Source organism: Cognatiyoonia sp. IB215182 (genome assembly GCF_033963905.1).
Classification (GTDB): domain Bacteria; phylum Pseudomonadota; class Alphaproteobacteria; order Rhodobacterales; family Rhodobacteraceae; genus Yoonia.
In genome coordinates this window covers 1-14,656 of record NZ_JAXBMB010000015.1, presented here as the reverse complement: position 1 = coordinate 14,656, position 14,656 = coordinate 1, and the positions used below count along the sequence as shown (strand labels likewise).

Here is a 14,656-nt window from a genome sequence, read left to right as displayed (position 1 = left end):
GTGAGGCCAGTGCCCGATAGCGTGACCTAGCTGGCCAGCTGCATCAACAGCAGTTCACGCTGCGCGCAGCGTTGTTCGCCGCGCAACCGCGCATCCCCCCGAGCCAAACGTGCAGCGAGCGCAAGCTGACGTTTCGCCATCTTCTTGTCACCTGATCGCAAGGCACTGTAACCCGCGATCAGGTAGGTGCGCGGATGCGCATCGTGACAGGTGATGCTTTCCTTCGCAAAGACCAGCGCGGTTTCATATTCCTCCTGATGGCACGCACAGGCTGCCAGCCCCAACAAGGAAACCGAGCGCAGTTCGGGATTTGATGAAAGGATCGTAAATGCATATGCCGCGTCAGCGATCTGCCCATTCCCGAAGGACCGCACACCGAAGTCATAGATGATCCACGGATCGATACCTGCCTCGCCAAATGCTTCGGGAAGCTTTTCTTCCAAACCCTGCAGGCCCGTATGGATCGCGGCGCCCACACCATTTTTCTCTGCAAAGACAGATACTAAACCTTGCTCATCAGCTTCGATATGGGCGATTGCTTTAAAGCTTTCGCACAAATCCGACTTCGAAAACGTGATCATATGGCCCGTCTCATCGACCGGGCGAACACTGGACAAATCAAGTGGCGACAACATCGCCTTTATGTCCTCAACCTTATGAAACACCGGGCGCTCCCTGTAAAATTCCCTGATATCATATTAGGACATAAAGACTGAGATGTACTATTGGACACAATTCGCGACATTTTTGATGCTGGCGGCAAGGCCCGCATTTGATGCCCAAATGGCCAGTCTGTCTTGCGGATGCGGGTCAATCTCACGCGAAAGCTTCAGCGGCATTCAAATGATGGCACCGCTTCAAAGCGCAAGGGCAGACGCGATCACGCCACCCTAATGGGCCAGCAAAACGGGCATTCCCTGCTGTTTGACCATCGCGTTGGTGGTGCCACCAAAGAAACGTTCGCTCCAGTGACTACGGCCATAAGCCCCCATGACAACAAGATCGACGTTATGCTCCTGCGCGCGTGCTTCAATCGCCTGTGCTGTGGATTTGCGCCCGGTGACATATTCCTCCACCGTGACGGTACAGCCGTGATGGCTCAACCAAGTGGCAAGGTCGGCACCCGGATTGTCCCCATCGCCGTAGCGCGATGGATCAGCATCAAAGCTGGCGATCAGCACCTCTTTGGCAGATTTCAAAAACGGCAGGGCAGCCCTGACAGCACGGGCGGCATGTATGCTGCTATTCCAGGCAATCATCACGGTCTCAGGGGCCAGGGCGTTCTTTCGTGCCTCGGCGTTCAGGATGACGGGGCCTGGGGCCTCGAACAACAGCCCGTAAACCACATTGTCAAAGGCATTTGAATCGCTGCGCAGACTGTTCTGCACCACGCTGAGATCGGCAAAAAGTGCACGGATCGCGACCTGATCATGCATCGCTGCGGGCTCAACACACAGCGTTGAAACCTCACCGGTCAGGCCCTCCTTGACCAAATGATCCCTTGTTTCGCTTTGCTTGACCGACAGGCGTTTGGCCATCTCATTGCGCTTTTCGATCCAGCTTTCGGGGATCACGGGCACAGCATAGGGGGCCGCCGTCATCGTAAAGGTCAAAAGCGGGACCGGTCCCAAATGCATGACACAAAGCCGCCCTTGGGCCGCATGCGCGGCCGCGACGACAGGCGCAAGATCGGCAGTCGTGCCATCCGGACCTTGCAGGACGAGAATGGTGGTGTTTTTCATACTAGGACCTCTTGGCGAACCTGCCCTGACCCTAGCCAGGACCGACAGCATAGGATTGAGATTAGTCAATCCGGCGCGATGCAGGTGGAACGTCGGACCAATGCCATTGCGGAGTTGGGTCCAATGCAGCGCTACGCCTGTGGTCACATTGACCAAAATCAAGACGAGGCCGGGGCCGCCAAGGCAAAACACCTCTATGTTGATCCCGGCCATGACACTGACCGACAATCTTTTGCTATTCGCGCTTTGTGCCGGAGTCGTTTGGTTTTCGGGCGCGCGGCTGGCCTATCTGGCCGATGCGCTGGCAGACAGATTCCAACTGGCCAAATCGCTGGTCGGCCTGCTTTTATTGTCGCTCGCCACATCTTTGCCAGAGGTCGCAACCACTCTGTCTGCCGCCGTCAGTCAGGCGCAGGATCTGGTGCTGAATAACCTTTTTGGGGGCATTGCCCTGCAGACCGCGATCCTTGGCGTGGCAGATTTCTGGGCACGGGGGGCGATCACGAACTACCCGCGCAAGGCCAATCACGCGTTAGAGGCCACGCTGCTGGTCCTTTTGTTGTCGATCACCCTGATCATCAGCATTGTTGATGAGCCTGCCACGCTCTTTCACGTCGGCGTCGGCAGCATTTTGATCGCAGTGTTTTATGCGGGCACAATCTGGCTTTTGCGCCGTTATGACGGATCCAGCGACTGGATCCCCGTTGATCAGCCCGAGCCGGAAGAGGCCAGCTTTCCCGACCTGCGCGATGACACGCAGATGTCCAACACCGCCCTGACCACGCAGACTGTTGCGGCCTGCATCGCGATCCTGATTTTCGGGCTCTTGCTGGTGCAATTCGCTGAAAGGATTGCAGAGCAATCCGGGCTTGGCACCAGTTTCGTGGGTGTCACGCTGCTGGCTGCGGCCACGTCGCTGCCGGAACTGACCACCAGCATCACAGCCGCACGGATCGGCGCTTACACGATGGCAATCTCCAATATCTTCGGCAGCAACCTGATCATGCTGGTGTTGGTCTTCCCTGCTGATCTTCTGTTCCTTGGAGGCCCGATCCTGCGGGGGACATCCCCAACGGTCAACCTCGCCCTTGGCTTCGGGATCGCGGTCACCGCGATCTATCTGGTGGGTCTGATCATAAGGCGCAAACCACGCATCGGCGTACTCGGTCTGGACAGCGTGCTAGTCATCGTGACGTTTCTGGCGAGCCTTGGGGCCTACTACTATGTCAGGTAGAACAATGCGGGCACTTTGAGAAATATCAGCCCGAAGCCGCCTGCGCTGACTAGCCTGTGACCGAACCAAGTGATCAGAGGCCGGTGTGATGACGCAGTTTCAAACACAACCCATAATCAGGCTGGGCGCTGTATCGGCGGCAATGACAACGCTTTTGTTGCTGGCATATCTGCTGACGCTGGCATTGGGGCTGATGTCTCTGCCAAATCCAGACCAGCCGATCGGTGATCCTTACTTTACCCTGATGGAACTGTTGATCATCGTCATGGTGCCGATCATCATCCTGATGATGGTTGCCATCCTGACAATCTGTCCGGCATCCCGCAAACCGCAGGCCATCGCGGCACTGGTTTTTATGGCGATGATGGGCACGATAACCATGTCGGTTCATTTCGCTATTCTGATCCTGCAACCCAATCCCGCTTTTGCCGACATGTCGCGGGTGCTGACGTTCACATGGCCATCGGTGGTCTATGTTTTGGACATTCTGGCTTGGGACATCTTTTTTGCCCTCGGTGTGATCCTCGCGGCAGGCACGTTTGACACCGGTCCGCTGGCCTTTTGGATCCGCCTGCTGCTTTGGACCAGCGGCCTCCTCGCACTGGCAGGGCTGGCCGGCGTGCCGACAGGCGACATGCAACTTCGCAACATCGGGATTGTGGGATATGCCGTTGTCTTCCCCATCGCAACGGCCCTGATCGGCGTCTATTTTCATAGACTGCCCCATATGCGAGGGTCTGGTCTGTTCCCTGACGTGGCCAGCTAATAATACAATATCGAGTGTGCCGCCAAAAAAGCCGAGACGCCCGGCTTGCCAAAATCGCCTGCCTCCGCCTGCCCTACTTAAATATCCTTCCGGCCGGTCATGAATGACACCGAATTGCATTTTATTTGAGCAAAACACAGGAGGTAGAGCCACAATCCCAAAGAGAAATTGCGTCTGTATTATTCAATACACTCGTCCGCCAACCTTTCCGTGATCGTTGAACAAAACAACGAATCCATCTTCAACCGGTCCGTAAAGGGGAAAAGAACATGCCCAATATTCTGAAGCATTCATACAATTTCTTCAACGGACAGGACAAAATGCCCGAGCACATGCTCAAAAAGCTGGGCGAGCAGAACAGACCCAAAGGTTATCTTTCGGGAAAGTGGTGGGCCTTTAAGCGCGAATTTCGGACAATCGCGCATCACAAACCAAAGCTGGATCTCAAACCGGGCAATATCAGATTTGAGGCTTTCCAACGTAACGCACGCGCACCAATTGCGGGCCCAATCACGCATGGTCGCGAAACCGTAAGCCTATCCACACGCAAACCTGACCAATTACCCGACCCACTTAAGCAATTGGGCGGCGATCGCGCACGCGAGCAGGCTGAAATCCGGGAGATAAGAAGAGAGGTTGCAGAAGACTTTGTAGATTTTGCCAGCGATCCGAAGATGCAGGAATTGAGAAGCAAGGTCGGCAAGTTTCTGGATGTCGTAAAACTCAAAAACAGTCTCGACCACAAGGATGGATCGCGGAACACATCGAAAAAGACGGATACTTTTGTTCACGCCGAACGCACGCTTCTTCGTATCCGAGCGGATGCCGTGGGCGCCCTCCAACGCGCACTTGTATCGCTTGAACGCGATGCGGCGCGCGAAGGTGCCCTTGTCCCTTTCGATGGAAAGTACAAAGAACTCATGGGTTTTGCCGTCGATCTGGCATTGCCTGATGTGGCTATTGCACTTCGGGACAGGCCAGGATCAGACGCGCAGCGACTTCTCAACAACGATAGCGCTATCGATATCTACGCAACGATTGAGCAGAAGCGCAGCGAATTCGCGGAACGCCTGTCAGGCATTCGCCAACAGGTCGGCGTCGACCCCAAAGATCGGGCCAAGGTCACGGGTGCATTTCTTCACGCCATTGCCGACAGCACGTTGATCACGGATGCCGAAAAGAAGATCCGCAAGACAGAAACCACACAAATCGCCGCCAAGACCGCCCTGCGCCAGATTGAAGTGGGCAGCGAACTGCTTTTGGCAGTTTCCACAGGTAATGCGATCATGGACACTGCACTGACCACCATGAATACCGACCTACCCGAGGTGCGTGCGGTCCTGAGTCAATTGCGTGAGAATTACTATGCTGACGTCGCAGCATTTCGTTTTGTCGCACAATTGGGCGGTCAGGACAAAAGATACGTCGGCTTCCTGAAGAAGCTCGATCAAATAAAGCAAGCTCACAGCAATCACCCGAACTCGCCGCCGCCCGAGATGACGCGTCATGACTTGGCCAAACGGCTTCCTGAAAACCTTAGGCTTGAATTGGAACAACACGTCTCCATCGCCAAACTGGCCGCCAAAGCCAGAGATGCATATGACGTCCAAAGGGCACGCATGTTCCGCTCGCTTGGCCTCGAACAAGGTCAGAGAGCGGAAAAGGCGCTGAACATCGCTGCGCGAGGAATAGAGGTTATCGACCTGAGTACTCTCGACAATGATGAACAGCCCGCCCCGCAGACGGAGCGGAGGTTCCTCGACGAGGAAAGCACGATACGAGCCATCAAAAGCCTGTCACGCGGAAACAAGGAAGGGGCGTTTCAGATCGCGCGATTTGCAGCATGTATGGAAGAGTTGGTGGCGTTGGAAACGCAGGTTCTTGGATACAATTCCTTGTATCTGGACCCTGACCACGTCTTCAGCTCGCAGATGATCATGCAGGTCACAGGCCTGACCGACAAAGACATCGAGCAATTGGGTTATGATCAAACGCAAGTCCCATTCACCAGGGAAAACATGGTCCGCCTCGGCGAGACCGGCTTGAACAATGCCAAGGAAGCACAGGGCATCCTCAAGAAAATCTATTCAGCAACCAACAAGACATTGGGTGATCGCAGTAATCAGGTCGCCCTTTTGGCCCGATTGGACCATGAAACACGTGTCATGGCAGAGCAAATTCATAGTGATGTCACGACCGACGCGCAATTGATGTACGACTTCGTCGGCGAAGGCACGGATACCAATGTATCCGCCCTGGAACGGCGCACCCGCGCGTTTCGAGGCATAAATGGTGCTATCCAAGAGGCCCTTTTTGGCGATCCCAATCTGCAAAACCCTTTTGCGGTCGCGCTGAAGCATGAGGGCGGTGCATTCGATGATGCCGAGCAACGCAAGCTACCCCTTCTTGCACAGAAGGCCGGGTATGAGCACGGGATCAAAGACAGAATGGCGGTTCTTGCACGCGCAACTGATAACGCACGTGTTCTCAACCCCGATACAAAATCCGGACTGACATGCGCAAAACTCATCATGAAGGCATTGCATCTGAACGAAAAACTGAACTTGATTGATGAAGAACTCGCCGCATTGCCGCGGCCGCGCAACGCCGCCCAGGAAAGCGAGTTCGAAATCTATGGCAGAATTCAAAATGAAACCCGGCGGGAGTTAGATCGCACACAACGCCGTCTTGCGGGATTTGATGAAAACGCATTCCGCGTCGCCTCCGGGAGGCAAAGAAGGCTTGGCAGATTTGATGCCCCGTCGATCCAGCACCTTGAAGCGTTTCGAGACGCGGCAGAAGCAATCGTCTTTATTAAGGAGACTGCTCCCAAGCAATTGAAAGATCTTCAAGCCAAGATCGACAACGAAAAACGCGCGCAAATCATCGCGCTTGATCGACGTGCCAGCTCCGCACCGGGCATGTTCAATGCGGTCTACCGGATGATCCATACAGCCGTAATCGAACATATGTCACCCGATCAACGGGTTGATCCGCCAGAGGGTCATCTGAACGCTGTCTATAATATGGCAGGCAAGCGGGATGAAATTCTGGAGACACTCACAACCTGGGGAATGGATGTCGATGCGTTTGCATGTGAAATCGATTATGTTCTGGGCCAGCCGATCGATGGCGGCATTCTAAGTACCGTAAAGAATGACATTCGAAATCATAGCTTCTTTGAGCTTCTGAATTTTGATGAGGAAGGGCTTCCATCCACACCACATTGGAGCACGAAGCTGCCCTTCTTGTTGCAGGGTGTCATGGGTCGAAAGCCAACGATGTCCGAGGTGGGCAAGGATCTTCGTGGCGCCTACCATCTCATGGACAATTACTGGAACAACAAGCGGCAGATTGACAACGTTCTGCGCGAAGATTTCGAAAGCTTGTTCAGCGTGCTTCGACCCGGCGAAAAGTACGATCTGGCCGCGGGCTATCAGCACGAGATCAACACGCGAAAGATCCCGCTCGATCCCACGGCTTCGATCAGGATGAGAGTGCGGGCATCGCGGTCTTTCCAGGAACGTCTGCGCGTGGAAGTCAATCAGGACGGTGGTTACAAGATCTCCGGCCTTTCCGCATGGCAGCTAGGCACGAGATCCGACATCGAGATTGCGCCATCGTTGCTACCCGACGCGGAAGGTGTCCCGGTCCTTGAGCATCTGAACCCCTACACCCGCATCGGCCCCAAGGCCGAAGGGCGTTTGCATTATGGCCGCAGCAATGGATACACGATCACCTTCCCACCTGGAGAGGCCGGCAAAACTGCGGCCATTCAGCTTCTGATGAAAGCGACGGAGCAGGAAAAACCCAGCGCGCATGTCATCGAAATGGCAGATCACGTTGCCGTTGTTTCGGGGCGAGACAACCAGCAACGCGCGCGCGCGGGTATGATGGGGCTGTTCGGCGTCGCCATGAACGCGGGCAACGCCGTCAATCGCGATGAAAGCCAGGTGAATACGGGTTCGACCGATCAGCAAGGCATCGGTCACGAGCACTTCAGCGGCATCAATTGGCAACGCGTGCAGAAATTCGAAGAGCACGAGAACGTTGATGGAAAAACGGTCAAGACGGAGTTGGTCTATGAGCACAAGCTCTACACCGACCTCGAAATATACCGCACGTATTGGACGGGCATCGGCATCGGCACTGCCGCCGCGATGGAAGCCTCTGGCGTCCGGGCAGCCATGGACAGAACGTTCAACGATGGCGACACAGAAAAACCAAGCGGACAATGGGATGGCGCCGCTGGGACGGCCCTAACCGAAGACAACTGGCTGACGACCCACCTTTCGGTCAAGACAACGAATAAGCGTCAAATCGACTTCGACAAAGTAGGTCGCGATGGGCGAGAGTTGCTCAGAAACTCCCAGCTTTCCGAGACGACAGCACTCGGTGGCAGCAAATATCTCGTCGGTAAAGAGAAGAAGACTCTCGTCGCCGTTGTTGGTCGGCTCTTGTCGGATGAGGCGAACAAGGCAATCCTGGATAGCCGAAAGGAAGAGCTTCTCGGCCTGTTCAAGCTTGCAGAACATGACGCGCTAAAGGGTGCGAAGGTCGTGACGACCTATCGGTTGTCGGACGAAAAAATCAAACTCTACAACAATCTCAACACCGAAGCGCAAGAACTCCGAAACCAGGGATACACAGTGCAGGCCTCAGCCCTGGAACAGGATGCAAAGAAGCTTCTGAAAGAGCGCGAAAACTACACGTTGGGAAGCATTTCCATAGTGCAAGACAGCAATCAGAGTGCCGCCAAATTCCGTGGCGCCGGGATGGTGTTCCACCGCAAGAGACTCGCCGAGGTGAGCACGGAAAGACTGGTCGCAAAGGTGGAATTCTAAGGCGAGAATGCTGGTGCTTTGATCAATGGCACACTGCGGCACTCGTTAGTTATTGGCCTGTTGCCGTAGACCGTGACGATCGGGCCTAAAGCCGACTAAACCGATGGCTTTTGATCGGCATACTCGAATTTGGTTGTAACGTCCCATCTTCATTGATGAACAGCGTGAACGCATCCCAGTCTCCGCCGGTATGTGCTTTCATCTTTGAATGGAGCTTGGGCACCAGAGCGGCAGAGCTATCATTGTTTAGAAGAGCATATCTTCTCTCGGAACCGACAAAGAAACTCAGTTGGCTTCCAACACTTGAGCTTCCATCTACGTAGCCATGTTCATGGTCAAATCTACAGGCTGCGCTGATAGAACCCTCGGCGCTCTGGCCACCACAGCCCGATACAATTGATCGGCCAAAACTCGCTGCTCTTCCATTGGGTTCGACATACCTAATGCCCTGCCTGATTGGACAATCTGCGCTCACATGGAATGCCGTTGATCTCGTATTCAATGGTTAGACAACGCCCAATCATTCGTGCTGCTTGCGTTCGCAGCGAAAACCTCGAATTCACAGGTTGGGCTCGTTGCCGCCATCGGAGCAACCGAGGCATCTTATTGGAGGGCCCATATCGCGATAGGGGGACGGCCCACAAGGTCCGCCGTCGCAACACAGCCCATGCGAGGTGCATAGTGATGTGCCAAAGACGACTAGTCTAATTTGCCAATTTCACTTGGCTTTGCTCGAACACCGGTTCGAACGTCGCCAAGTATTCCTTCAGGTCGTTGGCGGACATCGGGCGTGCGAACGCGAAACCCTGTAACGTTTGGCAGCCCATTTCACGCAAAACCTTGGCGTGATCCATCGTCTCAACGCCCTCAGCCGTGATGTCGATTTTCAAGGAGCGCCCCATATCAACGATCGCGCGCACAAGCCCACGTGTGCCATCACTTTCGAGAAGCGGCGCGATCAGGCGGCGATCGATCTTCAGCGCACGCGGGGCGACACGCAGGACGCCAATGATCGACGCGTGTCCGGAGCCGAAATCGTCCACTTCAATCTCGATACCATGCTCTTTCAGGATGTCGATGTGGTGATCGATGATGGCGCCCTCTTCCTCGAGCAGGATGGATTCGAGCAACTCAAATGCAATGCGGGTACCGAGGGTGCGCATTTTGATGACCGAGTTGACGATGTCGGGATCGTGGATACGTCCGGCCGAGACATTGAAGGCCAATTTCGGAAGAACGAAGCCCTCATCCCGCAGCACATCCATGACACTGATTGCCTTCGCGAACATCATCCGGTCGATGTCCTTTACCACGCGCATCTGCTCAGCCACTGGGATGAACTCGTCGGGCGGCACTAATCCCTCACCGGGCCGCTCCCATCTGGCAAGAACCTCAAAACCTGAGATCAAGCCGGTTTCTGCATCGATCTGCGGGTGAAAGAACGGCACGAATTCTTCACGTTCCAAGGCCTGATGAATCTCGCCAGCACGGCGCCGGCTCCGGATCAGGTACTCGTGCAGATCATTTGTGAAAACCGCTACCTGGCCCCGGCCGCGACCCTTGGCCTTGAACAAGGCGGCGTCGGCAAAACTGAGAAGCTCGGCCGGATCGTTGGGCATCTGTTCGGCAAAGGCGAGACCGAAACTTGCGTCGAAACGACAATGCCTCCCCTCGAAAGCAAACGGCTTCTTGATGCGAGCGTGCACCTCTTCCACGACGGCATTGGCTTTTTCATCGCTCCGTCCGGGGGCGAGCAAGATGACGAATTCGTCGCCGCCAAGCCGAGCCGCAAAGTCGCCTTCGCCCGCCACTTCACGCAGAATGGTCGCGACGCGGCATAGCACCGCATCCCCGGCTGCATGCCCCAGCGTATCGTTAACTGCCTTGAAATGATCGAGGTCGATGCGGATCACTGCTTGGTTGCGCCTGCGTCCGGCTTTATCACCGCACCGCGCCGCCATTTCCTCGTCATAAGCACGCCGATTTGGCAGGCCCGTCAGTGAGTCGATCAGCGACAGCACTTCCATGCGCTTGCGTGCCGCCTCAAGCTCCTGTTCGCGGTGCACCTCTTCGGTCACGTCGAGGTAGCTGCCGTACCAGACGACAGCTCCGTCGGGTTGTGCGACGGGCGTGGATTTGCACTGAAGCCAGCGCAATCCTCTGTCGGGATGTTGTATCCGGTACCGGATGTCGAACAAATTCAGGGTCTCTCGCGATTCCATGATCGCACCCATGACCTTGGGCGAATCTTCGGGATGAATGAGTTTGAATGCGGCCATGGCGTCTTTCAGCAACGCCTCGGTAGTCGTACCCAAAAGGGGGCCCATATTCTGGGTCGCATAGGGGATTGTTCCGTTGTCGTCTGCCTCCATCCGGTATTCGTAAAGCCCCCCGGGCACGTTCTGGGTCAGCTTCTCGAGCCGGGCCGTCGCCGCGCGCGCCGTCTCGACCGCAACCTCGAGGTCTCTTTCACGCTCGATCTCTTCAGTTGCATCGAAAGCATTGGCGTACCAAAGCACCGCACCGTCGGCCTGAGCAGTAGGCATTGCCGTGACGCGCAGCCAACGCACGCCGCGCTCCGGATGCTGGAAGCGGAACGTGCTTTTTGCGACCTCGAGGGTTTTCTGCGATTCCGAGATGACCTCAAAGGTGCGTTCGAGATCGTCAACATGGACAAAATCGAAGAAGGCGCGCCCGTCTTCTCGCAGCACATTCAGGTCCACACCGAGCAGGGCGCCAATCCCTTCGGATAAGTACGGAAAACTCATCGCGCCAACAGCATCGATTTGGAACTCCCAAATGCCGCCAGGAACGTTTCTGGCCAAACGCTCCAACCTCGATGACGTTTGGCGCGCCACTTCGGCAGTCGTTTCAAGCGCCTTTTCGCGCTCCACTTCCTCAGTCACGTCGAAGGCGCTGCCGTACCACAGGACTCCGCCTTCTGGTTGGGCAAAGGGCGTGGCGGTCACGCGCAACCAGCGAACGCCTCGCTCCGGGTTCCGGATCCGATAGACCATCTTGACGCTTTCAAGTGTCTTGGCCGAGTTCGCTATGATCTCATGCAAACGCTCCAAGTCATCGGGGTGGACCAACTCGAAGAATGCGTCTGCGTCCGCCAGAATTTCGACCGTCGGCCTTCCGACCAATCCCCCGAACCCAAGGGAAAGATAGGGAAAGCTCATCTCGCCATCGGTGTGGAGCGCGAATTCAAAGATGCCGCCCGGTACGTTTTCGGTCAGCCGCTCCAACCGCGAAGACGTTTCGTGCGCGACATCAGCCGTGTCCTCAAGCGCTTGTTCACGCTCCACGTCGTCGGTCACGTCGAACAGGCTGCCATACCAGATTACCCCACCCTCGGTCCGAGCCACGGGTGTGGAGTTGACCGCGATCCAGCGCAAACCATTCACCGGATGATTGACCCGGTAGCGATGCTTGAAGAGACCAAGGGTTTCCTGGGAGGTCTCGATTGCCGCCGTCAATCCATCTGTGTCATCGGGATGGATGTATTGGAAAGCAGCCGTGGCGTCCTGCATTACAGCATCGGAAGTCGTGCCGAGCAGCGGGCCAAATCCGGACGTGACATAGGGAAAACTCATCGCGCCGTCGGCATCGATAACGAATTCGAAGATGCCGCCAGGCACGTTTTCGGCCAAATGTTCAAGCCGTCCAGTTGCATATTCCGCCGTGTCTACGGCGGCTTTCAGTGCCCTTTCACGCTCCATCTCCTCGGTGACGTCAAAGATGTTGCCGTGCCACGTGACGCTGCCATCGGGCCCTTTGGACGCGCTTGCATTGATGCGGTGCCATCGCAGGCCCTTCTCGGGGTGAATGAGCCTATGGGTGATCTTGACCGGCTCCAGCGTCGTGCGGGATGTCTCGATCGCGGCGTGAATCCGTTGGGCATCGTCTGGGTGATCGTTCGTAAATGCAGCACTCGCGTCCGCCCGGATCGCGTCCGAGGTCGTTCCCAACAAAGGAGCCATGGCTGGATTGACGTACGGAAAGAATGCGGTTCCGTCCGCGTCCATCTTGAACTCGAACATGCCGCCTGGCACATTTTCCGTCATTCGCTCAAGCCGGGCAGTCGCGGTTTTTGCGCGCTCTGCGGCCGCCTTCGCCGCCTGCTCGCTTTCGACCTCGTCAGTAACGTCGAACAGGTTGCCGTACCAGATCACCCCACCTTCGGCCCTCGACGCAGGGGTCGACGTAACCCTCAGCCATCGGATTCCCTGATCCGGATGCACGATCCTGATCACCATCTTGAAAAGCATGAGCGTTTCCTGCGACTCCAGGATCGCAGCTTGAAACGTTGGCAAGTCTTCGGGATGGATCTTCGCAAAGCCCACCGACGCATCCGCCCGAAGTAGATCGGACGTCGTCCCAAGCAAGGGGCCCACGTTACTGGTCGCATAGGGGAAGCTCATCTTCCCCTCGGCGTCGACAACGAATTCGTAAATGCCGCCCGGCATGTTCTCGGTCAGCCGCTCTAACCTGGCGGCGGCGAATGCCGTCTGCGCAACCACCTCTTCTGCCTTGTCCCCATCCTTTTGCGAAAAGCCTGCTCCGAGGTCTTCGACGGTAATCATCAGGGCGATAGCCTGATCCGCATCATCCAGAATGGGGTTGAGGTTGACAGAAAGCGCTAAGCCGTACTCGGTGGTCACCTTCGACAGCACCGTGACCGATGCCTCATCGTCTTGAAACTTCGAAAGCCGTTCGATGAATACTTCCCGAACGCTCGGGTCGAGCACGTCGGCTATTTTACGACGCGATACCTTCGTCGCCGACCGGCACGCAAGATCGGCAAACGCTGGGTTGCATGTCATGACCGTGCCGTCCAAATCCAGCAAGGCAAATCCCGTCTGCGCATCGCCAAGCGTGCGTTCTATTAACCCTGCGGCCTGTTTCAGAATCTGCACGCTCTGCTCACCATGCAACCCAAGAACAGTGAGAACCCTACCGCCTGACAGCAAATATTGCGTTAAGCCAGTGCATGCAGGTGCCATCCGCACATTCCCTTCGAGGGTCGCGAGTGTTGTCGACAAACATCCGGCGGCTTTATCTGTAAGAAGATGATCCGTTACTTCATTCGACCGCTTTGCAGGACAGCTGGCCTCCCATCCACATACGCAGCGGACGTCCGGTTTGCGGCGGTCACTCCTAGATAAGCACCGTTGCAACCCACGACGGCCGTCTACCCTTCTGGCAGATCGTAGGGCATCATCGTGCCTTCGGCCTCAGCCTTTAACACCTTGTTCACCATCAGGTCGGCCGGGTCTCCGAATTGTTCTAGATGCGATGGCGGCTTTGATGAGCGCCTTCGCCTGAACCCTACCCAGACACGATAGGATGATCATGCCCGGATGTATTTCAGCACGCGACGCAAGTGCCCGGAAGTCGCGCGCATTCTCGGTGACAATGATGAGGTCGTGTTCGATGCCACGGGCAAGCACGGTATGATCTGCCTGACCGAGCCCGCCCCGACTGCGCGGATGAACGACATAGTAGCCTTCCTCCGCCATTGGCTCATTCGCCACGCGCGGCGACAGGCAATCGTCCAGAAAGAGCCGCATGAATGAGGCTTATGCAGCCTTGCGCCAAGGCTTACCGGAAGCGGGTCTTCCCCGCGGCGGATGCGCATTCGCATAGATCAGCACGGCCTCGAACGCTTCCTTGCTGATCTCGGGATAGTCCTCGACCAGATCGTCGAAGGTCTCGCCACCCTCAACGCGCCCGAGAACGGATTGGCAGGTAATGCGTGTCCCTTTCAGGATCGGCTCACCGCCCAAGATTTCTGGATCAACTGCCAGGTGCCCATGCCTGGTTTCAAGATAGATATGCGTTCGATCCCAAGCCTCTGTGACGAGCGGTTCAAGATGAAGCGTCAGACCCGGTGACAGCTCGAGACTGCCAAACTTGGCTGACTTCAAATTCGCAGGAACGTCCAAACGAGACGCTTCGTTTTCTTTTCCATCTTGATACCATCGAGGGACTGCATGGCACCTGCTGTAAACGCCATTCAGAAATGTCACCTGGGTTTGCAAAGCAGGAATGTCACCCTGAGTGCAAC

8 protein-coding genes are annotated in these 14,656 nt (G+C 56.0%); 3 read left to right on the top strand and 5 right to left on the bottom strand.

From position 1 onward, the window contains the following. Positions 1-26 precede the first annotated feature (26 nt). Together SLH47_RS22375 and SLH47_RS22370 are read right to left on the bottom strand one after the other, a co-directional pair. Positions 27-665 carry a hypothetical protein gene (locus SLH47_RS22375; RefSeq protein ID WP_320242832.1) on the bottom strand — a complete coding sequence of 213 codons (639 nt, stop codon included), beginning with the start codon at positions 663-665 and terminating at the stop codon, positions 27-29. Positions 666-890: 225 nt separating this feature from the next. Then, a complete protein-coding gene (locus SLH47_RS22370) occupies positions 891-1,742 on the bottom strand; it encodes a universal stress protein (RefSeq protein ID WP_320242831.1) in 852 nt (283 codons plus the stop codon). 211 nt (positions 1,743-1,953) lie between these two features. Between SLH47_RS22370 and SLH47_RS22365 the strand changes: the two genes are divergently transcribed. From SLH47_RS22365 to SLH47_RS22355, 3 genes are all read left to right on the top strand, one after another. After that, positions 1,954-2,976, top strand: coding sequence for a hypothetical protein (locus tag SLH47_RS22365; RefSeq protein ID WP_320242830.1), 1,023 nt, complete (start codon positions 1,954-1,956; stop codon positions 2,974-2,976). A gap of 88 nt (positions 2,977-3,064) precedes the next feature. Beyond that, positions 3,065-3,742 carry a hypothetical protein gene (locus tag SLH47_RS22360; RefSeq protein ID WP_320242829.1) on the top strand — a complete coding sequence of 226 codons (678 nt, stop codon included), beginning with the start codon at positions 3,065-3,067 and terminating at the stop codon, positions 3,740-3,742. Positions 3,743-4,011: 269 nt separating this feature from the next. After that, positions 4,012-8,586, top strand: a complete 4,575-nt coding sequence (locus tag SLH47_RS22355) for a hypothetical protein (RefSeq protein ID WP_320242828.1) — start codon at positions 4,012-4,014, stop codon at positions 8,584-8,586. A gap of 704 nt (positions 8,587-9,290) precedes the next feature. Here SLH47_RS22355 and SLH47_RS22350 read toward each other — a convergent pair. The 3 genes from SLH47_RS22350 to SLH47_RS22340 form a co-directional block, all read right to left on the bottom strand. Further along, positions 9,291-13,505: a PAS domain-containing protein gene (locus tag SLH47_RS22350; RefSeq protein WP_320242826.1), complete on the bottom strand. Its 4,215-nt coding sequence runs from the start codon at positions 13,503-13,505 to the stop codon at positions 9,291-9,293. 318 nt (positions 13,506-13,823) lie between these two features. Next, the gene (locus SLH47_RS22345) at positions 13,824-14,159 is read right to left on the bottom strand and encodes a DUF5615 family PIN-like protein (RefSeq protein WP_320242825.1); all 336 of its coding nucleotides are present in this window, start codon (positions 14,157-14,159) and stop codon (positions 13,824-13,826) included. Between the two features lie 9 nt (positions 14,160-14,168). Continuing rightward, positions 14,169-14,516, bottom strand: a complete 348-nt coding sequence (locus SLH47_RS22340; protein WP_320242823.1) for a DUF433 domain-containing protein — start codon at positions 14,514-14,516, stop codon at positions 14,169-14,171. Positions 14,517-14,656: the final 140 nt, after the last annotated feature.